This is a genomic window from Nitrobacter sp. Nb-311A (genome assembly GCF_000152905.1).
Taxonomy (GTDB): domain Bacteria; phylum Pseudomonadota; class Alphaproteobacteria; order Rhizobiales; family Xanthobacteraceae; genus Nitrobacter.
The window spans coordinates 103,893-127,155 of record NZ_CH672420.1; the positions used below are offsets into that span (position 1 = coordinate 103,893).

At 60.7% G+C, this 23,263-nt stretch carries 25 protein-coding genes; 18 read left to right on the forward strand and 7 right to left on the reverse strand.

The genetic code is table 11. From position 1 onward, the window contains the following. The first annotated feature begins 49 nt into the window (after positions 1–49). Together NB311A_RS16425 and NB311A_RS16430 are read left to right on the forward strand one after the other, a co-directional pair. Positions 50–409 (forward strand): hypothetical protein, encoded by a 360-nt coding sequence (locus NB311A_RS16425; RefSeq protein WP_009799809.1) that lies wholly within the window; start codon positions 50–52, stop codon positions 407–409. Continuing rightward, complete coding sequence (locus tag NB311A_RS16430; RefSeq protein WP_371256531.1) at positions 402–1,217, forward strand: tetratricopeptide repeat protein; 816 nt, start codon at positions 402–404, stop codon at positions 1,215–1,217. Before NB311A_RS16425 ends, NB311A_RS16430 begins: the two co-directional genes overlap by 8 nt. A 74-nt stretch (positions 1,218–1,291) precedes the next feature. Here the strand turns inward: NB311A_RS16430 and xth are convergent, their stop codons facing one another. Next, positions 1,292–2,092 (reverse strand): exodeoxyribonuclease III, encoded by an 801-nt coding sequence (gene xth / locus NB311A_RS16435; RefSeq protein WP_040675755.1) that lies wholly within the window; start codon positions 2,090–2,092, stop codon positions 1,292–1,294. A gap of 93 nt (positions 2,093–2,185) precedes the next feature. Continuing rightward, positions 2,186–2,518 (reverse strand): iron-sulfur cluster insertion protein ErpA, encoded by a 333-nt coding sequence (gene erpA / locus NB311A_RS16440; protein WP_009799806.1) that lies wholly within the window; start codon positions 2,516–2,518, stop codon positions 2,186–2,188. A 111-nt stretch (positions 2,519–2,629) separates the two neighbouring features. Here erpA and NB311A_RS16445 point away from each other — a divergent pair, with 111 nt between their 5' ends. The 7 genes from NB311A_RS16445 to gyrA all read left to right on the forward strand — a co-directional run bounded on the left by NB311A_RS16445 (position 2,630) and on the right by gyrA (position 12,862). After that, complete coding sequence (locus NB311A_RS16445; protein ID WP_207382390.1) at positions 2,630–3,844, forward strand: deoxyguanosinetriphosphate triphosphohydrolase; 1,215 nt, start codon at positions 2,630–2,632, stop codon at positions 3,842–3,844. Positions 3,845–3,882: 38 nt separating this feature from the next. Next, a complete protein-coding gene (gene argS / locus NB311A_RS16450) occupies positions 3,883–5,676 on the forward strand; it encodes an arginine--tRNA ligase (protein WP_009799804.1) in 1,794 nt (597 codons plus the stop codon). A 101-nt stretch (positions 5,677–5,777) separates the two neighbouring features. Continuing rightward, a complete protein-coding gene (locus tag NB311A_RS16455) occupies positions 5,778–7,196 on the forward strand; it encodes an SPOR domain-containing protein (RefSeq protein ID WP_040675758.1) in 1,419 nt (472 codons plus the stop codon). Between the two features lie 47 nt (positions 7,197–7,243). After that, a complete protein-coding gene (gene nagZ, locus NB311A_RS16460) occupies positions 7,244–8,269 on the forward strand; it encodes a beta-N-acetylhexosaminidase (protein WP_009799802.1) in 1,026 nt (341 codons plus the stop codon). Further along, positions 8,266–9,099 (forward strand): ScpA family protein, encoded by an 834-nt coding sequence (locus NB311A_RS16465; protein WP_009799801.1) that lies wholly within the window; start codon positions 8,266–8,268, stop codon positions 9,097–9,099. Before nagZ ends, NB311A_RS16465 begins: the two co-directional genes overlap by 4 nt. Before the next feature lie 20 nt (positions 9,100–9,119). Continuing rightward, complete coding sequence (gene scpB, locus NB311A_RS16470; protein ID WP_009799800.1) at positions 9,120–9,866, forward strand: SMC-Scp complex subunit ScpB; 747 nt, start codon at positions 9,120–9,122, stop codon at positions 9,864–9,866. Between the two features lie 254 nt (positions 9,867–10,120). Beyond that, positions 10,121–12,862, forward strand: a complete 2,742-nt coding sequence (gene gyrA, locus NB311A_RS16475) for a DNA gyrase subunit A (RefSeq protein WP_009799799.1) — start codon at positions 10,121–10,123, stop codon at positions 12,860–12,862. Between the two features lie 94 nt (positions 12,863–12,956). On the opposite strand, the gene NB311A_RS20800 is transcribed toward gyrA, so the two are convergent. Beyond that, complete coding sequence (locus NB311A_RS20800) at positions 12,957–13,211, reverse strand: hypothetical protein (protein ID WP_083780496.1); 255 nt, start codon at positions 13,209–13,211, stop codon at positions 12,957–12,959. Between the two features lie 321 nt (positions 13,212–13,532). On the opposite strand from NB311A_RS20800, the gene coaD reads away from it, so the two are divergent. The 6 genes from coaD (at position 13,533) to tgt (ending at position 17,835) form a co-directional block, all read left to right on the forward strand. Continuing rightward, the gene (coaD, locus tag NB311A_RS16480) at positions 13,533–14,030 is read left to right on the forward strand and encodes a pantetheine-phosphate adenylyltransferase (RefSeq protein ID WP_009799798.1); all 498 of its coding nucleotides are present in this window, start codon (positions 13,533–13,535) and stop codon (positions 14,028–14,030) included. A 32-nt stretch (positions 14,031–14,062) separates the two neighbouring features. Further along, complete coding sequence (locus NB311A_RS16485) at positions 14,063–14,623, forward strand: peptidylprolyl isomerase (RefSeq protein WP_009799797.1); 561 nt, start codon at positions 14,063–14,065, stop codon at positions 14,621–14,623. Positions 14,624–14,642: 19 nt separating this feature from the next. Further along, complete coding sequence (locus NB311A_RS16490) at positions 14,643–15,053, forward strand: TonB C-terminal domain-containing protein (protein ID WP_245257021.1); 411 nt, start codon at positions 14,643–14,645, stop codon at positions 15,051–15,053. Further along, a complete protein-coding gene (locus NB311A_RS16495; protein WP_009799795.1) occupies positions 15,046–15,510 on the forward strand; it encodes a peptidylprolyl isomerase in 465 nt (154 codons plus the stop codon). Before NB311A_RS16490 ends, NB311A_RS16495 begins: the two co-directional genes overlap by 8 nt. A gap of 112 nt (positions 15,511–15,622) precedes the next feature. Next, positions 15,623–16,705: a tRNA preQ1(34) S-adenosylmethionine ribosyltransferase-isomerase QueA gene (queA, locus tag NB311A_RS16500; protein ID WP_040675690.1), complete on the forward strand. Its 1,083-nt coding sequence runs from the start codon at positions 15,623–15,625 to the stop codon at positions 16,703–16,705. After that, entirely contained in the window at positions 16,702–17,835 is a 1,134-nt protein-coding gene (gene tgt, locus NB311A_RS16505; protein WP_009799793.1) for a tRNA guanosine(34) transglycosylase Tgt, read from the forward strand. Before queA ends, tgt begins: the two co-directional genes overlap by 4 nt. A gap of 27 nt (positions 17,836–17,862) precedes the next feature. Here the strand turns inward: tgt and NB311A_RS22725 are convergent, their stop codons facing one another. Continuing rightward, entirely contained in the window at positions 17,863–18,078 is a 216-nt protein-coding gene (locus tag NB311A_RS22725) for a hypothetical protein (protein ID WP_083780497.1), read from the reverse strand. A 213-nt stretch (positions 18,079–18,291) separates the two neighbouring features. Between NB311A_RS22725 and cysK the strand changes: the two genes are divergently transcribed. After that, positions 18,292–19,269 carry a cysteine synthase A gene (cysK, locus tag NB311A_RS16515; RefSeq protein ID WP_009799791.1) on the forward strand — a complete coding sequence of 326 codons (978 nt, stop codon included), beginning with the start codon at positions 18,292–18,294 and terminating at the stop codon, positions 19,267–19,269. Positions 19,270–19,416: 147 nt separating this feature from the next. Here cysK and NB311A_RS16520 read toward each other — a convergent pair whose 3' ends face one another. Then, positions 19,417–19,914 carry a hypothetical protein gene (locus NB311A_RS16520; RefSeq protein WP_009799790.1) on the reverse strand — a complete coding sequence of 166 codons (498 nt, stop codon included), beginning with the start codon at positions 19,912–19,914 and terminating at the stop codon, positions 19,417–19,419. Positions 19,915–19,933: 19 nt separating this feature from the next. Continuing rightward, a complete protein-coding gene (locus tag NB311A_RS16525; protein WP_009799789.1) occupies positions 19,934–20,281 on the reverse strand; it encodes a hypothetical protein in 348 nt (115 codons plus the stop codon). A 489-nt stretch (positions 20,282–20,770) separates the two neighbouring features. Here NB311A_RS16525 and NB311A_RS16530 point away from each other — a divergent pair, with 489 nt between their 5' ends. Beyond that, positions 20,771–21,919 (forward strand): PcfJ domain-containing protein, encoded by a 1,149-nt coding sequence (locus NB311A_RS16530; RefSeq protein ID WP_009799787.1) that lies wholly within the window; start codon positions 20,771–20,773, stop codon positions 21,917–21,919. Positions 21,920–22,188: 269 nt separating this feature from the next. Here NB311A_RS16530 and NB311A_RS16535 read toward each other — a convergent pair whose 3' ends face one another. Beyond that, complete coding sequence (locus NB311A_RS16535; RefSeq protein ID WP_009799786.1) at positions 22,189–22,389, reverse strand: twin transmembrane helix small protein; 201 nt, start codon at positions 22,387–22,389, stop codon at positions 22,189–22,191. 337 nt (positions 22,390–22,726) lie between these two features. Here NB311A_RS16535 and NB311A_RS16540 point away from each other — a divergent pair, with 337 nt between their 5' ends. Beyond that, the gene (locus NB311A_RS16540; RefSeq protein ID WP_009799785.1) at positions 22,727–22,996 is read left to right on the forward strand and encodes a hypothetical protein; all 270 of its coding nucleotides are present in this window, start codon (positions 22,727–22,729) and stop codon (positions 22,994–22,996) included. Positions 22,997–23,263: the final 267 nt, after the last annotated feature.

Below are 23,263 nucleotides of genomic sequence, written 5' to 3' on the forward strand. Positions count from 1 at the left end.
CGTCCCGGAAGCTTCTCAGAAAAAAAGCCGCGCAGGGAGCGTATTCGCGATGGACGTCGAGCCGGGCATCAAGGGCAGGTTGTCGAGCCGTCGCGTCACGGTAGGTCAGTGCGCGCCCGGCTATTTAAGTTCATATATCGCGCGATGGATCGATCTGCATAAACCTGCCGTGCTCGCGACCGCTGTTGGCGACGCCGGCGCCCGGAGCGTAACGGCGGTCGGCCGGTCCTCTGACGTAAATTTGATTTGTGCCAGGCGCTTTGCCCGCAAGACCAAATGGCGGATCGGCGCGACCAATCCTACATCCAACGAGCGCACAAAATACGCTCGGCTGTTTGGAAAAACGTTTAGCGGTAACCTGTCCTATACGGATGGGGTAGTCGAGAAGTCGCGTTATGCGTATGGCTAGAAGCACAGCTTTTCTTGCGTTGGCATGGAGCGCGGTCTGCGTGAGCGCGCCGGCCATTGCCTTCGACGGAACCGTGGCGGGACAACAGGATGCCGCCGCCGCGGCGCTTCCCGTTGCCTCCGCGCCCCTCGCTGGTGGTGAGACGCTGAAAAAGGCGGTTGCCCCGAGCGCGTCGTTGACAGCCTTGCAATATGCGGCCGAGGGCGGGCACCCGATTGCCCAGTGGCGGCTGGGGCGTATGTACGCCAACGGCGACGGCGTCACCCAGGACGATCTACGCGCTTTCCAGTACTTCAGCCGTATTGCCAATGCACATGCCGAGGACAGTCCTTCGGCGCCGCAGGCCGCCGTTGTGGCCAATGCGTTTGTTGCGCTCGGACGCTATTACCTACAGGGGATTCCAAACTCGACCATCAAACGCGACGCAGAGCGTGCGCGAGAGATGTTCTCCTATGCCGCTTCCTACTTCGGCAATGCCGATGCGCAATACGATCTGGCGCGCCTTTATCTGAAAGGCGTCGGAGCTCCTCACGATGTCAAGTATGGCGTCCGTTGGCTAGGTCTTGCGGCGCAAAAGGGCCAGCATCAGGCGCAGGCCATGCTCGGCAAGATGCTGTTTACCGGCGATCAGTTACCCCGGCAGGCTGCGCGTGGATTGATGTGGCTGACGCTGGCGCGGGATGCCGCCGCGCCGGACGAGAGCTGGATTATGGACAGCTATAATAAGGCTATCGCGAAAGCCTCTGAGGATGATCGCGCCATGGCGCTGCAGATGCTGGAGCACTGGGTGCAGGGGCGGCGGGACTGAGGTGCTTCGCTTATAGCGTTTTCGCGCGAGGGGAATACCGGTTTGCGGCAAGAAACCGCCGTTAAATCAAAAGGCTAGGCCGATCCGGCCACTTCCAGATCGAGATCGATCCAGACGGGAACATGGTCGGACGCCTTTTCCCAGCCGCGGACATGGCGATCGATTCCCACGCCGCCGAGCCGGTCGCTGGCCTGCGGCGACAGCAGCAGATGATCGATCCGCAATCCGTTGTTCTTTTGCCATGCGCCCGCCTGATAATCCCAGAAGGTATATTCCCCGGCGGCGTCTGAGGCCGCCCGTAGCGCGTCGGTCAGGCCCAGTCCGAGCAGCGTCTGAAACGCTTGCCGTGTGTGCGGGCGGAACAAGGCATCATCGACCCACGACGCCGGATTGTAGACGTCGCGCGGCGCGGGGATGACGTTGAAATCACCGGCAAGCACAAAGGCTTCCTCACTCTTCAGCCGCTCTTTCGAATATTCAATAAGTCGCGATATCCATTTGAGTTTGTAAGGATATTTCTCGGTGTTCGGCGGATTTCCGTTGGGCAGGTAGAGACAGGCGATCCGGACAATGCCTTGCTTGAGTGAAACCACGCCTTCGAGGAATCGCGACTGCACGTCGCCGTCATCGCCGGCCAGCCGGGGCCGGGTTTCGTCGAACGGAAATTTCGATAGCAACGCCACGCCGTTAAAGGTCTTCTGGCCGTGCGTCACCACATTGTAGCCGAGTGCTTCAATGGCCTCGCGGGGAAACTGCTCGTCGACGCATTTGATCTCCTGGAGGCAGACCACGTCCGGCGTGGTCTCCCCCAACCAGGTGATAAGGTGATCCAGTCGCTGCCGGATCGAATTGACGTTCCAGGTGGCTATGCGCATCAGGCGATCCCGCATGTGATTGCCGATCTGATCGGGCAATCCGGTGCGAAAGTTTCCTTCGGTGGATAAGCGGGTTAAACCCGCGCTCTATCCCTATATCGAGAAACTGGTGCCGCAGCCGCAGGAGGCGGTGGCGTTCGGGTTGACGACCCGGAACGACGCTCCGATCAGGTCGTCAACGAAATCGACTTCGGACCCGCTCAGGAACGGGACGGAGGCCGGGTCGACGAGCACCACCGCGGAATCTCGAGCGATTACCAGATCATCATCGGCCTTGGCGCGTTCGATGTCGAATTTGTATTGAAAGCCCGAGCAGCCGCCGCCTTCGACGCTGATGCGCAACATGGCGCCGTCACCTTCGGATTTCAGGATTTCCCCGATCCGTCGCGCCGCGCGCTCGCTGACGGTGATGTTGGCTTCTGTCATCCTGCAACTCCGTATGCGATTGCGGACATTGTCCAATATTTTGAATCGCCCGCAAGCCATAGTTAAGTGCCCTGGCGGCGGGAATCAAACCATCGGAGGGGGGCAAGTGCCGTGGTAGTCGGAATGGCAGCTCCCCGTGCGTCCTTCGCCAGCGAATCCGACCGCAGCCGCGGCCGGTTGTATGACGAGCCGCCGAGCCGGACCCGTAGCGCGTTCCGGCGGGATTGCGACCGGGTGATCCATTCGACGGCGTTCCGGCGGCTAAAACACAAGACACAGGTGTTCGTCTATCATGAAGGCGACCACTTCCGAACCCGTCTCACCCATACCCTCGAGGTCGCACAGATCGCCCGCGCGCTGGCCCGCCAGCTCGGGCTCGACGAGGATTTGACGGAGGCGCTGGCGCTGGCGCATGACCTTGGTCATCCGCCGTTCGGCCATGCCGGCGAACGGGCGCTGGACCTCTGTCTCGGTCCGTATGGCGGCTTCGACCACAACGCGCAGACGCTGCGGATCGTAACCCTGCTGGAGCGCCGCTACCCGGATTTCGACGGTCTCAACCTGACCTGGGAAACGCTGGAGGGGATCGTCAAGCACAACGGCCCGCTGACCGATGCCTCGGGGAACGCGGTTGGGCGTTATCAGCGTCGCGGCGTTCCGGTGGGCATCGTCGATTTCAACCGGATCTGCGATCTGGAATTATGGAGCTTCGCCTCGCTCGAGGCGCAGGTTGCGGCGATCGCCGACGACATCGCTTATGACGCCCACGACATCGACGACGGCTTGCGCGCCGGATTGTTCGCTGTCGATGATTTGAAGGAAATGCCGCTAACTGCTGGAATGATCGCCGATATCACGCGTCGCCATCCTATGCTGGATGATGGGCGGCGCGGCGCCGAATTGGTGCGCGAACTGATCTCCTACCTGATCATGGCCGTTTTGTCCGAGGCGGGCAGGCGGCTTGCCACGGCGCAGCCGCGATCGGTCGATGATGTGCGCGGGCACTCTGCGCCGCTGCTTGCCTTTCCGGCGGAAGCGGCAGAGGCCGAGGCCCTGATCAAGGCGTTCCTCCGGCAAAGGATGTATCGCCATCCCCGCGTTCTGCGCGTGATGGATCAGGCCGAGACTATCGTCCGGGATCTGTTCATGCGCTACCGCGACGATCCGGCGGCGCTGCCTGCCGAATGGCTGCCGGAGAAGGGTATCAACCGCGCGTTCGATGCCGAAAAAGCGCGCACGGTTGGTAATTTCATCGCGGGTATGACCGATCGGTTCGCTATCAACGAGCACAAGCGCCTTTTTGACTCGACTCCGGAATTGCGTTAGGCAGCGCCTGTTCCAGCTCCACTTAAATCGCGGATATCATGACCAATTCCAGTCCATCGCAGCATCTTTTCGCGGACGTGCTTGCGCGAGTGCATAAGGCGTGCGCCGCGCTCGCGGAAGAAGGCGCGCTTCCGTCAGGACTGGATTTGACGCGGATCGTCGTCGAGCCGCCGAAAGATGCGGCCCATGGCGACATGGCGACCAACGCCGCCATGGTTCTGGCGAAGGACGCCAAAGCCAAACCGCGCGATCTCGCCGAACGGATCGTGACGAAGCTCCGCGCTGACGACCTGATCGAGAACGCCGAGATCGCCGGTCCAGGTTTCATCAATCTGACCCTGAGGTTACCGGTCTGGTTTGATGTCCTGCGTGATGTGTTGCGGGACGGCGAGGGCTATGGCCGCAGCGCCATAGGTGGCGGCGAAAAGGTCAACGTCGAATACGTCTCGGCCAATCCGACCGGCCCGATGCATGTCGGGCATTGCCGCGGCGCGGTGTTCGGCGACGCGCTGGCGAGCCTGTTGTCGTTCGCGGGCTACGACGTGACGCGCGAATACTACATCAACGACGCCGGATCGCAGGTGGACGTGCTCGCGCGCTCGGCGTTCCTGCGCTATCGCGAGGCGCTGGGCGAGGACATCGGCGAGATTCCGGATGGACTTTACCCTGGCGATTATCTCAAGCCCGTGGGACGGGCGCTCGCGGCCGAACACGGCGACAGTCTGGTGAAGGCGCCGGAAGCGGGGTGGCTGCCGCTCGTGCGCGCAAAAGCCATCGGCATGATGATGGAGATGATCAGGGGCGATCTCGCCGCGCTGAACATCCGGCACGACGTGTTCTTCTCGGAACGCTCGCTGATCGAAGGCAACGCAGATCGCGTCGCGGAGACCATCGATTTCCTGCGAGAAAAGGGCGACGTCTATGAGGGCCGGCTGCCGCCGCCGAAGGGCGCGCCCGTGGAAGACTACGAGGATCGCGAGCAGACTCTGTTCCGCGCCACGGCCTATGGCGACGATGTCGATCGCCCGTTGAAGAAGTCGGATGGCGGTTACACCTACTTCGCCTCGGATATCGCCTATCACAAGACGAAGTTCGACCGCGGCTTTCATAACATGGTCGATGTCTGGGGTGCCGATCACGGCGGCTACATCAAGCGCGTGCAGGCCGCGATCAAGGCGGTCACCTCGGGCAGAGCGACCCTTGATGTCAAGATCGTGCAGCTCGTGAAACTGCTACGCAATGGCGAGCCGGTGAAGATGTCGAAGCGCGCCGGTGATTTCGTCACGTTGCGCGAGGTGGTCGATGAAGTCGGCTCCGACGCGGTGCGCTTCATGATGCTGTTCCGTAAGAATGACGCGGTGTTGGATTTCGATCTTGCTAAAGTGATTGAGCAGTCGAAGGACAATCCGGTATTCTATGTGCAGTACGGCCACGCTCGCGGATTCTCGATTTTCCGCAATGCGCGGGAAGTCTTTCCGGACCTTCCCGAAGCGGATGCGGCGCGGAAACAATTTCTCGGGACGGCGGACATGGAGCGGCTGTCCGATCCGGCTGAACTCGGCCTGTTGCGGCGGCTGGCGCTCTATCCGCGGACGGTCGAAGCTGCCGCGGCAGCGCACGAGCCGCACAGGATCGCTTTCTATCTCTATGATCTCGCGAGCGAATTTCATACGCTTTGGACAAAAGGGCGCGATTTGCCTCATTTACGCTTCATTATCAATAATGATGCACAAATAACCAGGGCGCGGCTGGCTCTGGTTCAGGGGGTTGTCGCGGTTCTGGCATCCGGACTTACCGTTCTCGGCGTCCACGCGCCGACCGAGATGCGATAATGGGTTGGCCGTCATGAAGGGGATCGTGATGGGCTTGATTGGCAGCTGTTTCGTTTAGAACGAGCGAGTTGGCGCCTTTCCGAAAGGGACGCGACATCACGATGGCTCATAAATATCAGGACAGACCCTCCCCGGAGGACGATGATTACGGGCGTGACGACCGGAGCGCGACCGCCCCCACGGAGCCGGATCCGCTCGCGGAACTTGCCCGGCTGATTGGCCAGACTGATCCCTTCGACGATATCAAACGGGGAGCACCGATGGCTCCGATGGATGATCCCGTCGATCACTTTGAGCCGCTTCCGCCGATCGAAGCGCCAATCAAAGACGAGGTTCCCGGCGGTCCGCCGCTGTGGATGCAGAGGCGGATGGTCCAGCCTAATTCTTCTTCTTCTTCGCCGGAGCAGGTTGAATCCCCGCCGCATCCGGTGCTGCGCCGCGCGGCGGTTTATCCTGACAACCAACATCAGCAGCCTGAACCACAATCTTATCATCAGGTCGATCCCGACCGCTATGACGACGTGCTGTACGGGAAACGGCCGGACCAGCAGCCTGCGTATGCCTATGGCGATCACGTCCCGCGCGACGCGTATGAAGGCCAGTTTCCGCGCGAGACTTATGAGGACGCGCCCTTCGGCTACGAGGATGGTTATGGGGGAGCTGAATCGACTCCCGAGCGCCGCCGTAAAATGGCGACCGTGGTCGCGATTCTGGTGCTCGCCGTAGTCGGCACCGGTGCAGCGTTTGCTTACCGAACGTTTGTTGGGACTGCGCCGAGCGGCGAGCCGCCGGTCATCAGGGCCGATACCGAACCCACCAAGATCGTGCCTCAGCAGGCCACTTCGGATGATGCCGTCGGCAAGTTGCTTCAGGACCGGATGTCCACGGAGAACGGCACCGAGCAGATGGTGTCGCGTGAAGAGCAGCCGGTCGACGTCAAGGACGCCGTGAATGCCGGTCCGCGTGTGGTATTCCCGCCGTTGAACCAGAACGGCAATCCGCCGTCCGCAGCAAGCGTTGCCCCGAATATCAAGCCTCCTGCGACGGTCGCAAACGGAACGATCGCTGGCGACGAACCACGCAAGGTCAGGACCATGACGGTTCGTGGTGACCAGGCCGATCTCGCGGCGGCGGGTGTTGGGCGGCCTGAGTTCCGGGAATCTCATGCCGCGGACACTGCGCCTGCGCCGGTGTCTCCCCAGGCTGCCGAAACGCGCACCCGGATGGCCTCGACCAATCCGGCCGCGCAGGCGCCGGCTGCCGCCAGTACCGGAGGTTACGTGGTCCAGGTCTCGTCGCAGCGGAACGAGGCGGACGCACAGGCTTCGTTCCGAGTGTTGCAGGGTAAATTCCCGTCGATGCTGGGATCGAGGACCCCGTTGATCAAACGGGCCGACCTTGGCGCCAGAGGCGTCTACTATCGCGCAATGGTCGGGCCGTTCGGCTCGTCCGGCGAGGCTTCGCGTTTCTGCGGCAGCCTCAAATCGGCCGGCGGACAATGCGTCGTCCAAAGGAATTAACGGCGGATTCCTTGACCGTCGCGGCCGACAAAGGCTAATCGGCCGCCATGAGTTCGCGCGCATTCATCACGGGAGCGTCAGGCCTGAGCCTGACAGCGGAGGAGCGCGAATTCCTGCGTGCACAGCGGCCCTGGGGATTCATCCTGTTCAGGAGGAATGTAGATACTCCCCTGCAAGTCGCTCGTTTGGTTCAGGAGTTTCGCGAAGCGGTCGAGGATAGCGATGCTCCCGTCCTGATAGATCAGGAAGGTGGCCGCGTGCAGCGGCTGGGACCGCCCCACTGGCCCGTCTATCCGGCGGGGGCGGTGTTCGGCGCGCTCTATGACCGCGACCGCGCCATGGGGCTGAAAGCGGCGCGGCTCAGCGCACAACTGATCGCGGCCGATCTTGCCGATCTCGGCATCACGGTCGATTGCCTGCCGCTGGCGGATGTTCCGGTGCCGGGCGCGGATGCCGTCATCGGTGATCGTGCTTATGGCGCCGATCCTCACAAGGTCGCGATAATCGCGCGGACTGTTGCCGATGGACTGGAGCACGGTGGAGTTCTGCCCGTTCTCAAGCATATTCCGGGTCACGGTCGGGCGACCGCCGACACCCATCACCGGCTCCCGATCGTAGATACCTTGAAAGACGAGCTTGAGGCCGTTGATTTCGCTGCATTTCGTCCTCTTGCGGATCTGCCGATGGCGATGACTGCACATGTTGTGTTCAGTGCAATTGATGCCACCCAACCGGCCACGACATCTGCGACAATCATCGAACAGGTGATTCGCGGCTCGATCGGATTTCAGGGATTGTTGATGAGCGATGACGTGTCCATGAATGCATTGACTGGAACGATCGCCCAGCGGACCAGGGCGATCGTTGCGGCCGGGTGCGACATTGTCCTGCATTGCAATGGCAGGCTGGATGAGATGCGGGAGGTTGCGAGCGAAACTCCGGAACTGTCGGGTTCCGCGTTGGACCGCGCCAACAGGGCCCTGGCCGCACGCAAGCCGCCGCAACCCTTCGACCGCGGAGCGGCGCAGGCTGAACTCGACGCGTTGACGGCGGCAGGAGCGGCGAGCGCATGAGTGCTGAAATTCTGTCGTTTGAAACCGGCCGGCCCACCGAGCCCGTCGTCATCGACGAGGTTGCGCTTGTGGTCGATGTTGAAGGTTATGAAGGCCCGCTCGATCTGTTGCTGGCGCTTGCCCGGCAGCAGAAGGTCGACCTGTCGAAAATCTCTATCCTGGCGCTCGCGGATCAGTATCTCGTTTTTGTCGAGGCGGCTCGCAAGATTCGTCTCGAATTGGCCGCCGACTATCTGGTGATGGCGGCATGGCTGGCCTTTCTCAAATCGCGATTGCTTCTGCCGGAGCCGCCGACGCCGGATGGTCCGAGCGCCGGCGAGATGGCGACGGCGCTCGCCAATCGCCTGCGCCGCCTTGAAGCCATCCGGGAGGCGTCGAATCGCCTGATGAATCGTCAGCAGTTGGGGCGCGACATTTTTCCGCGAGGAAACCCGGAATCGATTGCGGAGATTCGGCATCCGAGGTTCACGGCGACATTGTTCGACCTGCTCTCCGCCTATGCCGTGCAGCGCCAGCAGCGCGTATTGACGACCGTTCACATGACCAAGCGCACGGTCTGGTCGTTGAGCGAGGCACGAGCCTCGCTTGAACGTCTGGTCGGTCTTGCCGGCGAGGATTGGGGCTGTCTCGACGAGTATCTGATGACCTTTGTCGTCGATCCGTCGCAGCGGGCCACTGTGTTCGCTTCGAGTTTCGCGTCCGCGCTCGAATTGGTGCGCGAAGGCGTCATGGATCTGAATCAAAAAGAGGCTTTCGCGCCGCTTTATTTTCGCAAGCGTGCGCGGCCGCCATCTGATCCGACGACTGGGCCGGACGTCTCGGCGCAGTAAGTGAAGAAGGAGAGCGAGCGATGGCAGGCCTGGCGGAAATGCGCGTGGAGCAGCTCGAGGATTTTGAGTCGGAACTACCCGCAGCGCGTCCCGAGGAATTGCGGTTGCTGGAGGCGCTGCTGTTTGCCTCCAGCGAGCCGCTCGATCAGGCGGCGCTCGCCAAGCGGATGCCCGACGGGGTGGACATCAAAATGGCGCTTGCACAGTTGCAGGCGGATTACGCCTCGCGCGGGGTCAACCTGGTGCGCATCGCCAATAAGTGGACCTTCCGCACGGCGGGCGATCTGGCCTGGCTGATGACGCGTGAAAGCACGGAGACCCGGCGCCTGTCGCGCGCCGCGATCGAGGTGTTGGCGATCATCGCCTATCATCAACCCGTGACCCGCGCCGAGATCGAGGAAATCCGCGGCGTCGTTACCTCCAAGGGGACGCTCGACGTGTTGCTTGAGACCGGCTGGATCAAGCCGCGCGGCCGTCGCAAGACACCGGGCCGCCCGCTCACTTTCGGAACGACAGAGGCGTTTTTGTCCCAGTTCAGCCTCGAAAATCTCGGCGACCTGCCTGGCCTGGAAGAACTGAAGGGAACGGGGCTGCTGGATTCCCGTTTGCCGGGCGGGTTCAGCGTTCCCACACCTTCCGACGATCCGGCCTTGCGTGACGATGAGGAACCGCTTGAGGCGGGCGATCTCGAACTGGCTCTGGTCCCGCCGCTGGAGCCTGAAAGCGATAATTCGAGCAGCGGAGGTGCCGCCGCAGGCGGGTCTTAAAGGGCTTTCCGGAAATACCTCATGTCGGCGTTGCCCGGCTCGACCCGGCGACCGGCGCCATCAGTTGAAGCGGATGCCCACCCGAGATGTGTCGTCCAGCAACACCGTTCCACCATAAGATTCTGGTTGCCGTTATAGTCGATAAGTACCTGAAAGAACGATGGGAAAAAACCACCTTGGGTGGTTGCCGAAGGTGGTTTTACGAGCTTCGATAGGCTATATGATCTGCAAATAAAATCGACCGGAATCCTTCTTTGTCAGACAGCGAAGACACCAAACCCGGGGAGCCGCCGGCGCCTTCGGGCATTCGGCCCGTTTCAATCCTTGATGAGATGAAACGCAGCTATCTCGATTACGCCATGAGCGTAATCGTGGCGCGGGCGCTGCCGGATGCGCGCGACGGCCTCAAGCCGGTTCATCGTCGCATTCTCTACGCCATGCACGAAAACGGTTTCGAGTGGAATAAGCCCTATCGCAAGTCTGCCCGCACCGTCGGCGATGTCATCGGTAAGTACCATCCTCACGGCGACCAGTCAGTTTATGACGCGCTCGTGCGTATGGCGCAGGATTTCTCGATGCGTGTGCCGCTGATCGACGGGCAGGGCAATTTCGGCTCGGTCGACGGCGATATGGCGGCGGCGATGCGTTACACCGAGTCCCGCCTCACCAAGATCGCGCAATCGCTGCTCGATGACATCGACAAGGACACCGTCGATTTCCAGCCCAACTACGATAACAGCGAGAAAGAGCCTTCCGTTCTTCCGGCGAAGTTTCCGAACCTTCTGGTCAATGGCGCCGGCGGCATTGCCGTCGGCATGGCCACTAACATCCCGCCGCACAATCTTGGAGAAGTCATCGACGCTTGCGTGGCGCTGATCGACGACCCCGCGCTCTCGATCGACGATCTCATCAACATCATTCCGGGTCCGGATTTTCCAACCGGCGGCATTATCCTCGGACGGCAGGGCATTCGCTCAGCCTATCACCTCGGCCGAGGCTCGATCGTGATGCGTGGCAAGGTGTCGATCGATACGATCCGCAAGGACCGTGAAGCGATCGTGATCTCGGAGATTCCGTATCAGGTCAACAAGGCCAGCATGGTCGAACGTATCGCCGAACTGGTGCGCGAGAAAAAGATCGAGGGCATTTCGGATTTGCGTGACGAATCCGATCGGGAGGGTTTCCGCGTCGTCGTCGAGTTGAAGCGCGACGCCGTTCCGGAGGTCGTGCTCAACCAGCTTTACAGGTTCACGCCGCTGCAGACCAACTTCGGCGCCAACATGGTGGCGCTGGATGCGGGCCGTCCGCAGTTGATGAATCTGAAGGACCTGCTGACTCTCTTCATCGCGTTCCGCGAACAGGTCGTCACCCGGCGCACCAAGTTCCTGCTCAACAAGGCCCGCGATCGCGCCCACATCCTGGTCGGCCTGGCGATCGCCGTCGCCAATATCGACGAGATCATCCGCGTTATCAGGGAGTCGCCGGATCCCAACGCCGCGCGCGAGACGTTGATGTCGCGCGACTGGCCGGCAAAGGATGTCGCGGCGATGATCACGCTGATCGATGATCCGCGCCACCGCGTCTCGCCGGACGGCACGGCGCGGTTGTCGATGGAGCAGGCGAAGGCCATCCTCGATTTGCGCCTGCAGCGCCTGACCGCGCTCGGCCGCGAGGAAATTTCCGAGGAACTCGACAAGCTCGCCATCGAGATCGCTGACTATCTGGATATCCTGCGGTCGCGCGCGCGCGTCCAGGCGATCATCAAGACCGAGCTTGACGCGGTGAAGTCCGAGTTCGCCACTCCGCGCCGGACCGTCATCGTCGAGCAGGAAGGCGAGGTCGAGGACGAGGACCTGATCCAGCGCGAGGACATGGTCGTGACCGTCTCGCACGCCGGCTACGTCAAGCGGGTGCCGCTATCGGCCTATCGCGCGCAAAAGCGTGGCGGCAAGGGCCGCTCCGGAATGCAGACCAGGGATGAGGACTTCGTCAGCCGGCTGTTCGTGGCGTCGACCCATACGCCGGTGCTGTTCTTTTCGTCACGCGGACAGGTCTACAAGGAAAAGGTCTGGCGGCTGCCGATGGCCGCCCCAAATGCCCGCGGCAAGGCGCTGATCAACATCCTGCCGCTCGATCAGGGCGAGCGCATCACCACCATCATGCCGCTTCCTGAAGATGAATCGTCCTGGGCCGCGCTGGACGTTATGTTCGCGACCACCAGCGGAACGGTCCGCCGTAACAAGCTCTCCGATTTCGTCGATGTCCGGCGCTCCGGTATCATCGCGATGAAGCTCGGTGAGGGCGAGTCGATCGTTGACGTGCAGATCTGCACCGAGCGCGACGACGTGTTGCTGACTGCCGCGGGCGGTCAGTGCATCCGGTTCCCGGTCACCGACGTGCGCGTGTTCTCGGGCCGGACCTCGATGGGCGTGCGCGGCATCGCGCTGGCGAAGGGCGATCGGGTGATCTCGCTATCGATCCTGCATCACTTCGACGCTACGCCGGCCGAGCGCGCCGCATATCTCAAGCAGTCCGGCGCGATCCGCCGCGCTGCAACCGGCGAGGATATCGAGCCGGAGGAGGCGACGCCGGAGGCTGATGAGGCCGCGCATACCGATCTCTCGCTGCCCGAAGGGCGCTATGTGGAGATGGGCGCCGCCGAGCAGTTTGTTCTCACCGTCACCGCGCAGGGCTATGGCAAACGATCGTCGTCGTTCGAATTCAGGGTTTCCGGACGCGGGGGCAAGGGCATCCGCGCGACCGATCCGACCAAGCTCGGTGAGATCGGCCATCTGGTGGCGGGATTCCCGGTCGAGATGTCGGACCAGATCATGCTGGTCAGCGACGGCGGGCAGCTGATCCGGGTACCGGTGGAAGGCATCCGCATCACCAGCCGCGCTTCCAAGGGCGTGCGCGTGTTCAACACGGCAGACGACGAGCATGTGGTGTCGGTCGAACACATCCGCGAGGACGGCGAGAACGGCAACGGCGGGTAGCGGGCTTCGCCTGCTGCGCCAAACAGTAAAACCCGCCCGTTGGCATGCGGGCGGGTTTTACTTGGAAGAATCAAGGAACGGAATGGAGTCCGGATCAGTGACGCTCTGCCGTGATCAACCGGGCTTCACGAACCACTGTTTTGGAGCCGGCAGAGCGAAGGCAGGACGTTTGGAAATTCGGCCACGCTTGCTGTGAGCAGGTCGCGCCCGTCGGGCGGATGTCGAGCCGGTCTCCCTTGGCCAGCGGAACGGGGGTGCTGGCGGAAACCTGGGGGGCAAAACCCGGAAGAATGGTGAGAGCGGCTGCGATAAACGCCGCGATCGCAATTGCAGAAACAGCTCTGATCATGACGGTCCCCTGTGATTTGGGCCTGTCCGTTTAATTTGGCGGCCCGTTTGTTGGGCGGATTGATAATCGGCCCTGGTTTCGCGACGTCTTCGCCGGCCATGAAAACAGGTTTCATCCCGCGAAGAATTGTTTCACCCGCCTTTCGAACGAAATAGAATCCTAAAATCTGTAATGATTTCAGGTCTCTCGCTGCCATACGATAAGACGCCCACGCCCCCGGAGTGGTTCGACCGGAGCCAAGAAATAAATATCGGCCGCCGCCTCGATAATTGTGGAACCCTCTTCGCTTGCGGCCTCTGAACTGGCGCGCTAGAGGGGGTGATGCCACGCGTCGCGCTTTATCCGGGATCGTTTGATCCCGTCACCAACGGCCACGTTGACGTGGTCAGGCACGCTATTGTCCTATGTGACCGGCTGATCGTTGCTGTCGGGGTGCATCCCGGTAAGACGCCGCTGTTTTCAGCCGAGGAGCGCGTGGTGATGGCGCGCGGGGTGTTCGCGCCTGTCGCGGCTGAAGCCGGCTGCGCCTTCGACTGCGCGACGTACGACAGTCTTACGGTTGTTGCTGCGCAAAAGGCCGGCGCCACAATTCTGGTCCGGGGCCTGCGCGATGGCACCGATCTCGACTATGAAATGCAGATCGCCGGCATGAATGAGACCATGGCCCCCGACGTGCATACGGTGTTCGTTCCGGCTTCGCCCGGCGTCCGCCCGATCACCGCCACACTGGTGCGCCAGATCGCGACGATGGGTGGCGATGTGTCAGCTTTTGTTCCGCATCTGGTCGCATCGAAGCTCAAGACCAAATTCGCCGGTTGAATGAACCGGTCTTCCTCTGATCCGGAGTTGTCATGATTAGAATCCTTGGCCTCGTCGCCGCGCTGATCTTCGCGGTCCCCGCTCTCGCGCAGCCATTGCCGGCTGGTCTCGACAAGCAGAACGCCATTGTGATCGACACCACGAAGGGACAGATCGTCATCAAGCTGCGGACCGACATCGCGCCCAAACATGCCGAGCGCATCAAGCAACTCGCTCGTGACGGTTTTTACAACAACGTACCGTTTCACCGGGTCATGGATGGGTTCATGGCGCAGACCGGCGATGGCAAGAATTTCAATGGCACCGGCGGCTCGAAGTATCCGAACCTCCAGGCCGAGTTTTCCAACGTGCCGTTCAAGCGCGGCGTGGTCGGAATGGCGCGCGCGGGAAGTCCGGACTCGGCGAACTCGCAATTTTTCATCTGCTTCGCCGATGCCTCCTTCCTCAACGGCAAATATACCGTGGTGGGCGATGTCGTCTCTGGCATGGACGTAGTGGACAAGCTGAAGAAGGCGCCTCCCGGATCGCGAAGCGGCGCTGTCACAGACCCGGACAAGATGCTGAAGGTTCAGGTTGCGTCTGATATCAAGTGAAGGACGCTTCATGGTCCGAATGGTCGTCCTGGCTTCTGTCTGTTTGGGCATCGTCGGCCTGGCGTCGGAATATGCCATGGCGCAGGACGGCGACGTGGCGAACCTGGCCATGATGTCCGCGCGGTTGAAGCGATGCTGGCAGCCACCCGCTTTGCCGCGCGGTAGTCCAGGTATGGAAATTACCGTGCTGTTCACATTCAAGCGAGACGGTAGCCTGCTGGGTCGGCCGCGGATCACGTCCGAGACGCGGGGTATAACGGACGAAGAACGTCTGATTTACCGGACGGCTGTGATGGAGGCTTTGCAGCGTTGCTCGCCGATGCCGTTTACCTCGAGCATGGGCGAAGCGATTGCGGGCCATCCCATGACCATCCGATTTGACGATCGACGAACCCATCCGAAAGCAAGAGAGAGAAGAGAGCATGGCTGACAACGAAAACACATTGATCCTCGAAACCACCCAGGGACCCGTGACGATCGAAATGCGTCCTGATCTGGCTCCCAATCATGTCGCGCGGATCAAGGAACTTGTACGCGAGGGGTTCTACGATGGCATCGTATTCCATCGCGTCATCGACGGCTTCATGGCCCAGACCGGATGCCCGCAAGGCACCGGAATGGGAGGGTCGGGCCAAAAGCTGAAGGCTGAATTCAACAGAGAGCCCCATGTACGCGGCACCGCATCCATGGCGCGGGCGCAAAGCCCGGATTCGGGCGACAGTCAGTTCTTCATCTGCTTCGACGACGCGTCTTTCCTGAACGGACAATATACTGTCTGGGGTAAAGTGGTCGAAGGCATGGAGAACGTTGACAAGATCAAGCGCGGTGAGCCGGTGCAAAATCCCGACAAGATCGTCAAGGCCAGGATGGCCGCTGACGCGGCTTGAGACGCTATTCCGACTCTTCAGACCGACGTGAAATGGCCGGACGCGTTCCGGCCATAGACGTTTCGGGTCAACAGGCTCAGTGACGAGTTACATCCGTCGTCTCGATCATTCCATGCGAACCGATCTCTTCGATTTCGAATTACCGGCCGAAAGCATTGCGCTGCGTCCGGCGAGCCCGCGCAATTCCGCGCGGATGCTCGTGGTGCACCCCGGAACCAGGTTACACGACCAACGGGTGAGCGATCTCCCAGAATGGCTGCGACCGGGTGACCAGCTTGTCGTGAACGATACGCGTGTCATCGCTGCTCAGTTGCATGGCCGCCGCATCGGCCGCGAGGCGGAGCCGAGGATTGACGCGACGCTGATCAAGCGTCTCGACGGTTCTCGCTGGAGCGCATTGGTCAGGCCGGCCAAGAAGCTGGTGGCGGGAGACGTCGTTCGCTTCGGCAACGACGGACGGGTTTGTTTCCTCGGGCACCTGGACGCGCAGGTCGAAAGCAAGGGTGAGGAGGGCGAGGTCACTTTCGCTTTCTCGTTCCACGGGCCGACGCTGGATCGGGCCATTGCCGAGCTGGGCTCAACGCCGCTGCCGCCATACATCGCATCCAAGCGTGCGCCCGACGATCAAGATGCAGCAGATTATCAGACCATGTTCGCGGCTCATGAGGGCGCGGTCGCGGCGCCGACCGCGGGGCTGCATTTCACGCCGGTGATCGAGACGGCGCTACGCGAACGCGGCGTGGGCCTTCATCGGATCACATTGCATGTCGGCGCCGGTACGTTTCTTCCCGTGAAGGCCGAGGATACCGCAGGACACCGGATGCATTCGGAATGGGGCACGATATCCGCGGAGACCGCGGACGCGCTGAACACGGCGCGGTCGCGCGGCGGCCGGATCGTTGCGGTTGGTACGACATCGCTTCGGCTTTTGGAAAGCGCCGCGGCCGAGGACGGTCGGATCGCGCCGTTTACCGGGGAGACCGCGATCTTCATCACGCCGGGCTATCGCTTTCGCGCGATCGATATCCTGATGACGAATTTTCATCTGCCGCGGTCGACGCTGTTCATGCTGGTCTCGGCCTTCAGCGGTCTTAAAACCATGAAACAGGCCTATGCTCATGCGATCGCGGCGGGCTACCGGTTCTATTCCTATGGCGACGCCTGCCTGCTGTTTCCGGAGCGGTCGGGCGCATGAATCTCGTCAACCCTTTCGAGATTCTCGGGCGCGATGGCGACGCTCGCACCGGGATTCTCACCACGGCGCACGGGACGGTACGAACGCCGGCCTTTATGCCGGTCGGGACGCAAGGCGCCATGAAGGGCCTGCAATGGCAAGAGGTGCGCGACGCCGGGACCGACATCGTGCTCGGCAACACGTATCATCTGATGCTGAGGCCCGGGGCTGGGCGGATAGACGAACTCGGCGGTTTGCAAAAATTCACCACATGGAACGGACCCATGTTGACCGATTCCGGCGGGTTCCAGGTGATGTCGCTGGCCCAGTTGCGAAAGGTGAAAGAGCAGGGTGTGACGTTCCGGTCCCACATCGACGGTACCGCGATCGAGCTGACGCCTGAACGCGCCGTCGAGGTTCAGCGGCTGCTTGGCTCCGACATTGCGATGCAACTTGACGAATGCGTGCGTTTGCCGGCGGAGCGTGGCGACATCGAGCGCGCCATGCAGCTTTCGCTGCGCTGGGCCGAGCGCAGCAGGCGCGCTTTCGAGGGTGCGCCCGCCGCCAACATGCTGTTCGGCATCGTTCAAGGCGGCGACCGCCCCGAGCTGCGGCGCACCAGCGCGTGCCGGCTGACCGAGATCGGTTTTCACGGCTACGCCATCGGCGGGCTCGCTGTCGGAGAACCGCAAGCCGTCATGCTCGCGATGATCGAGGAAACCGCGCCGTCGCTTCCGATGGAAAGGCCGCGGTACCTTATGGGTGTCGGCACGCCGGATGATTTGCTGGAGGCCGTCGCACGCGGCATCGATATGTTCGATTGCGTTATGCCAACGCGGAACGGACGCCACGGCATGGCCTTTACCCGCTTCGGCCAGATCAATCTTCGCAATGCCCGTCACGCCGACGATCCGCGTCCGCTCGATGAAGAGAGTTCATGGCCGGCTTCGCGGTGCTATTCGCGTGCCTATCTGCATCATCTGGTGAGATCCGGCGAAACGTTGGGCGCGATGCTGCTCTCCGGAATCAACATCGCATATTATCAGAGTCTGATGCAGGCTATGCGCGCGGCGATCGCCGCAGGGACCTTTCAGCAGTTCAGGGAGCAGACACGCGAAGGCTGGGCGCGCGGCGATATCACCACGCGCTGATATCTGATGGCGTCGGAAAAGATTGTATCAATTGCAGGCGATGCGTCGGACGACATGCTTAGTTACGAAGCCATAACCGCAAGTGTCGCAACTCCACAAGTGGCCAATGATATTGTCCGGCAAATATGCGGATGCTTCCGCTGCAATCATCGAGTCGGCGCAAACCGGGCATGTCGGAAGATCGCTTCCGCGAGGCGCGGAATGCAGCAGGGCGGTCGACTGGATTTCAGCAATCGCTGGCATCGTGACCTCCTTTGTGAAAATGGCAGTCTGGACTTTCGGGCACGGTACACGCATCGTTTGACGATGTCGCAACACAAATGCGTTTCTTTTACGAATTCTAGTTCTGCGAGAGCCGGTTTTTGGCGCAACGAATGAGTGCTGCCAGGCGCTTGGCCCCGGCACGGCTGGCGGATGTGATGAGCCTTGTTCAACCCGTTACGTAAGGATGCCGATATGGATACGAAGTCGAAGACCGTTGCACCGCACCGTGCCGGCCGTGGCCGTGTGTTCGACAGCATTGTCGATACGGTCGGAGACACCCCGATTGTGCGGCTGCACAGGCTGCCCCGGCAGCACGGTGTGAATGCGACCGTTCTGGCCAAACTGGAGTACTTCAACCCGGCCACGAGCGTGAAGGATCGCATCGGCGCGGCGATGATTATAGCAATGGAGAAAGCCGGGAAGATCGATGCTGACACCGTTCTGATCGAACCGACCTCGGGAAACACCGGCATCGCACTGGCCTTCGTGGCGGCCTCGCGGGGTTACCGTCTCAAGCTGGTGATGCCGGAGTCGGTTTCGACGGAACGCTGCAAGATGCTGGCCTTTCTGGGAGCGGAAATCGTTTTGACGCCGGCGGCGGAGGGCATGAGAGGGTCGATCGCCATGGCCGAGGAACTGGTGCGTACGACCCCGCACGCCGTGATGCCGCAACAGTTCAAAAACCTCGCCAATCCGGAAATTCACCGATCCACCACAGCCGAAGAGATATGGAACGATACCGGCGGGAACATCGACTGGGTCGTGGCTGGCGTCGGCACCGGCGGCACCATAACGGGGATCGGTCAGGCGCTGAAGCCACGTAAGCCATCCCTGCGCATCGTTGCAGTGGAGCCCGAAGAGAGCGCGGTACTGTCGGGCGGACGGCATTCACCGCACAGGATCCAGGGGATCGGTGCGGGTTTCGTCCCAGAAATCCTGGATCGTTCCGTCATCGACGAGGTCGTCAAAGTCGATAGCGCCACGGCGTTGGAAACAGCCCGCGCCCTGGCGCGTAACGAAGGAATTCCAGGTGGGATATCGTCCGGCGCAGCTGTTGCAGCGGCGCTTGCCATCGGCCGGCGGCCAGATAGCGACGGCAAAACCATTCTTGCCGTTATCCCCTCGTTCTCGGAACGATATCTCTCGACGGCGTTGTTCGAAGGAATCTGACCAGGGCCTTTCACGGATTCACGGAATGGGGAAAGACCCTGTCAGTTTCATCTGATGCGTGAAGAAAACCCGCCAAAATAATGCCTATGGCTTTGTTTCTGGTTGAATCAGAAGCGAAGCCATAGGCTGAAGATGGCGTTTGAAATATCAGGAACGGGACAGTGAGATACTGGCTCCCCTGAATTGCCCGTCTGATCTGATGACGACGTCCTGCCGGTTGCCGTTCGTCTTCAATTTGAGCTTCGCCGTGAATGCGGGCGCGCTGACGTCGACATTAAACTGACCGTTACCGGCCTGACCTTCGAGAGTGCCGCTAACATTACGGCTGGTTTCGCGCCAATCTCCCGACAGGATACCGTTGCGGGCGAGCACATTGCTTTTGAGTTCGAACTTGTAACTGTCACTGGCGCATAGCAGCGTCTGATTGAGACCTTGGGCATCGCCGCTCACCGCGTATGTGGCTTTGCATCGGATTTTTTCGGTCGAGCCGTCCTCAAGCTGTATAGTGCCACGTCCAACCCAGACACCCGCCAAACCTTTGAACGGTCCCGCTTCCGCGAAGCTTGCGGACATCGATAGCATCACCGCGGCGCCGAGCGCGCACGCGGCGGATAATCCTCGTGACATGGTTCCCCCGAATCCCATTTGCATCATCCCATTATTATTACTGACGCGAAGCTTCCCAGCGACCGCTGCAAGGAATTCCTCCGGATGCTCCGTTCCATTTGCCAGATCCGACGTTGCCGCTCAGCTGTCCGTTAGCGTAAGCGCCGCGGATCGATACTTTCACATAGCCCTGGTTTCCGACGCTGCCGGAGATGTCAGCGCCGGCCGCCGAGACCTTACCGTTGGTAACCATCAAAGGATATTGCGCTACCGGGTCGCAGCTGCCTGTCTTGGTGACAATCCTGACGTTCCAAAGTCCGTCATAAGCTTTTCCCGCAAGCGCCGGGGAAACCAAGCCCGCCAGAACAAATGATAATAGAACAGCAAAAATGCGAGCACCGCGCATGAACCAATTCCTCGATTTACGTGATTTGCCGCGTTATTCCGGTAGATTGTGTCCAAAAATTAGCGGCAGGGCAACATCGCTGCCGCCCGCTTGGGTCGTAAGTCAGTTCGCGCGCACCAATAAAGTCTCGATCGACATTGGCCAATCACTAATCAATTCAATCTATTACGTTCGCATGGTAACGCCATGAAAGAGGTTTTTTCCGACTTCGTCCCAGAGAACCCCGACGGCGCCGGTCCAGCGGACCGATGACGAATCGGGCGGTTTGTTGACCCATGAGGCGCTCATACCCAGATTTGATGGAGAAGAATAGACGTTCAAGAAAACGCACGCCGTAAGCGAGGCTTCCTGAGTGATGTATGGCAGGCGATGAACACTTCTAAAGGTTTCCCAAGTGTTGCTTCAAAGGAGCTCGAAGGAGAGAATATATTTGATCCGGCTGGAACCTGAATGTCAGGAGGTTTCCGGTCGGAACGCTCAAGGTCTCGCATGAAGGACAATGCACAGAAGAGCCTGCTGGAGTGGTTGGCTCCCGAATTTGCAGCAAAGGGGCTGTTGCTGCGGGATGAGCCCTGGGTTCATGCCTGTGCATACGAAGCTGAGAACATGTTCGCGGTCCGGCCATTGGCCATCGCGGCTGTGACCATGGTCGTCGTCGAACCTTTCGCGATTGACTACCTAAGACAAGCTCCAGTCCTTGTGGTCGCGGCGTCGCAGGGTATGGAGTGTTTTCGCCCAAGCGAACGAGACTTTATCCAGCAGGATTGGCAGGCGATCATTCAGGATCGTCCAAAGTTACGTGATCTCTTGAGATATTATGGACTTATCCGTCCCTTACGCGCGCTAAAGGGGCAGGCGTTTCGGGCCGGTCCCACCGAATATCAGGTCATTCAGAATTTGTGCGATGTTTCGCCCTCACCATTGGCGCAGGCGATTCCGAGCGCGATCCGCAAGCAGCACAACTGGTTGCGAGCGCTCGGCGAATGGTCGGAGGCTATGTGTCGTCGCGAGCAGAGCACCAGAGCGCTCTTTGATTGGGCAGTGCGCGCGATGGGCGATCACACGGCAAGCGCGGCCGGCGGCGCCCTTGATCAGGCGTCCGCTGTTGCAGATTATGCGGCATTCCATATCGGCCGGTTCAATCGGCGCTGGAGTTATGAACGCGCTTACCGGGCGGCGCTCGAGTGGCACGATGAACTCGCGCGGGCCAGTAGTGAGAAGGCATATCTTCTGACTCACAAGATCGGTTGGAACGACGTCATCGATTATGGAGACCTGCCGCGCAGAAGGATCATCGATGGATATGAAATTGTCGCGCTTCAGTCAGGCGCGGCGCTTCACGCCGAGGGCGCGGACATGCATCATTGCGTTGCGAGCTACGCGGGGAATGTCATACGCGGCTTCAGCCGAATTTTCTCGGTGCGAAAAGATGGCCAGCGGCTTGCGACGTTCGAGATCAGCAAGTCAGGCTTCCTGCTTGCGTCGGGCGAATTCCTCCAGTTGCCTGCCAGAAAACGATCGCCGTACAAGCTCATTCAGATCAAGGGACCGTACAATGCCGACGTCCCGCAGGAGGTTGAGAAAACAATCGGGGCGTTTATCTCCAGCCTGAACGAGATCACCCCGATGGCCGGTTGAGCAGTTTTCCGATCGTAAAATCGGGCGGAACACCCGCCGCGGCGGAGACATCGTCGGCGGTGAAAAATGGACGGGGGCCTAAAGGCCTCGGCCCGTCCCGAGTTGTAGATGGCAATACTCGTTCCGATCGATGATGGCGACAAAAGGCCCGCCTCATGCGCGAGGGAGGCGGGCCAGATCAAGTGAAGCCGGACGGTACCCGGCCAAGGGACCGCCCGGATCGGGCAATGCACCGAAAGGCATTTGGTTCCGCAGACGATGTTTGATTCTTACCGCTGTCCCGCCATCCACCAGATGGCCAGCATGACCAGCACGATTGCGACGAATTGGAGCGCAACCCGTGTTTGCATCAGGTATTGCGAGCGCCACGGATTGCCGCCGCGCATCATATTTATGAGGCCCAGCACCAATACCGCAGCAACGGAGGCCACCGCGACCGGGACCAGAACTTGGCTCAGGAATTCCGCCATGCCGATACCAGCCTCGCATTACATGACTGGTCTAATAACTGCGCGCCAGGGAAGAGGTTCCGCGAGCCGGCAACCGCTTCGCTCGAAGGATCGACCCGCTCTCGAAATCTTTTACGGTTGGCTCCGCAGTACATGACGTGAGTTCTCAAGTTTACCGTGACAAGATCTCATCGTCGCATTCGCATGCCTGGGAGCCCGAGCTCTTGGCTGGGGAATTCGTGCGGCGCAAAATGAACCGTCCTGACGCAGATCATCGCCATCGTTTTCGACCGCGTTCAGTTCATCGGAACAATTGCCCGGGCGTTCGGTTGATGGTTACAAAAGGGAGCGATTTATCATGGCTAATATTAGTGGCGACGCAGAAATTGAAGGCGCGCTCCGAAACGCCTCCGATCAGGTCAAACGCGCCACGCGAGACTTGGCCGCCAACTTAACGAAATCGGGCTCAGCCGCTTACGATCACGGTTCCGATCTCGTCGCCAGAAGTCCGGGGAGCGCCCTGCTAACGGCCGGAATTATCGGTTTCGCGCTGGGCGTGATCTTGACCAGGGGCTCTCAGCCCTCCCGGAACAGTCTTCAACGCTATTACGATCGCTATACCCGCTAACCCGCGTCTGTCGAGCAGGGTGGATAGCAGCCGGCGGGAAGGGTGAGGCGCAGCGCGACGGAAGGTCCTTCGCCGTCTCGGCCTATTTCGCTGCGGCCAAAAGGCTGGCGCGCCTAACGTATCTGCATCTAGCACGACCGTCGCGGTTCGTGGTAATTTTGGTTGAAGGGGAGCGCGAGAGCCATCGGCAAGGCGCGCACCGTCATTAGTCGAACCTCCGCGCTGTCCTCGTTTCGCCTTTGTCGATAACAAGGCGATGGCCTTCTC

Excerpts from the sequence above, each read along its gene's own strand:
- NB311A_RS16425 (WP_009799809.1), top strand. The coding sequence starts at position 50 with ATGGACGTCGAGCCGGGCATCAAGGGCAGGTTGTCGAGCCGTCGCGTC.
- NB311A_RS16430 (WP_371256531.1), top strand. The coding sequence starts at position 402 with ATGGCTAGAAGCACAGCTTTTCTTGCGTTGGCATGGAGCGCGGTCTGC.
- xth (WP_040675755.1), bottom strand. The coding sequence starts at position 2,092 with ATGCGCATAGCCACCTGGAACGTCAATTCGATCCGGCAGCGACTGGAT.
- erpA (WP_009799806.1), bottom strand. The coding sequence starts at position 2,518 with ATGACAGAAGCCAACATCACCGTCAGCGAGCGCGCGGCGCGACGGATC.
- argS (WP_009799804.1), top strand. The coding sequence starts at position 3,883 with ATGACCAATTCCAGTCCATCGCAGCATCTTTTCGCGGACGTGCTTGCG.
- NB311A_RS16455 (WP_040675758.1), top strand. The coding sequence starts at position 5,778 with ATGGCTCATAAATATCAGGACAGACCCTCCCCGGAGGACGATGATTAC.
- nagZ (WP_009799802.1), top strand. The coding sequence starts at position 7,244 with ATGAGTTCGCGCGCATTCATCACGGGAGCGTCAGGCCTGAGCCTGACA.
- NB311A_RS16465 (WP_009799801.1), top strand. The coding sequence starts at position 8,266 with ATGAGTGCTGAAATTCTGTCGTTTGAAACCGGCCGGCCCACCGAGCCC.
- scpB (WP_009799800.1), top strand. The coding sequence starts at position 9,120 with ATGGCAGGCCTGGCGGAAATGCGCGTGGAGCAGCTCGAGGATTTTGAG.
- NB311A_RS20800 (WP_083780496.1), bottom strand. The coding sequence starts at position 13,211 with ATGATCAGAGCTGTTTCTGCAATTGCGATCGCGGCGTTTATCGCAGCC.
- coaD (WP_009799798.1), top strand. The coding sequence starts at position 13,533 with ATGCCACGCGTCGCGCTTTATCCGGGATCGTTTGATCCCGTCACCAAC.
- NB311A_RS16485 (WP_009799797.1), top strand. The coding sequence starts at position 14,063 with ATGATTAGAATCCTTGGCCTCGTCGCCGCGCTGATCTTCGCGGTCCCC.
- NB311A_RS16490 (WP_245257021.1), top strand. The coding sequence starts at position 14,643 with ATGGTCGTCCTGGCTTCTGTCTGTTTGGGCATCGTCGGCCTGGCGTCG.
- NB311A_RS16495 (WP_009799795.1), top strand. The coding sequence starts at position 15,046 with ATGGCTGACAACGAAAACACATTGATCCTCGAAACCACCCAGGGACCC.
- queA (WP_040675690.1), top strand. The coding sequence starts at position 15,623 with ATGCGAACCGATCTCTTCGATTTCGAATTACCGGCCGAAAGCATTGCG.
- tgt (WP_009799793.1), top strand. The coding sequence starts at position 16,702 with ATGAATCTCGTCAACCCTTTCGAGATTCTCGGGCGCGATGGCGACGCT.
- NB311A_RS22725 (WP_083780497.1), bottom strand. The coding sequence starts at position 18,078 with ATGCCAGCGATTGCTGAAATCCAGTCGACCGCCCTGCTGCATTCCGCG.
- cysK (WP_009799791.1), top strand. The coding sequence starts at position 18,292 with ATGGATACGAAGTCGAAGACCGTTGCACCGCACCGTGCCGGCCGTGGC.
- NB311A_RS16520 (WP_009799790.1), bottom strand. The coding sequence starts at position 19,914 with ATGGGATTCGGGGGAACCATGTCACGAGGATTATCCGCCGCGTGCGCG.
- NB311A_RS16525 (WP_009799789.1), bottom strand. The coding sequence starts at position 20,281 with ATGCGCGGTGCTCGCATTTTTGCTGTTCTATTATCATTTGTTCTGGCG.
- NB311A_RS16530 (WP_009799787.1), top strand. The coding sequence starts at position 20,771 with ATGAAGGACAATGCACAGAAGAGCCTGCTGGAGTGGTTGGCTCCCGAA.
- NB311A_RS16535 (WP_009799786.1), bottom strand. The coding sequence starts at position 22,389 with ATGGCGGAATTCCTGAGCCAAGTTCTGGTCCCGGTCGCGGTGGCCTCC.
- NB311A_RS16540 (WP_009799785.1), top strand. The coding sequence starts at position 22,727 with ATGGCTAATATTAGTGGCGACGCAGAAATTGAAGGCGCGCTCCGAAAC.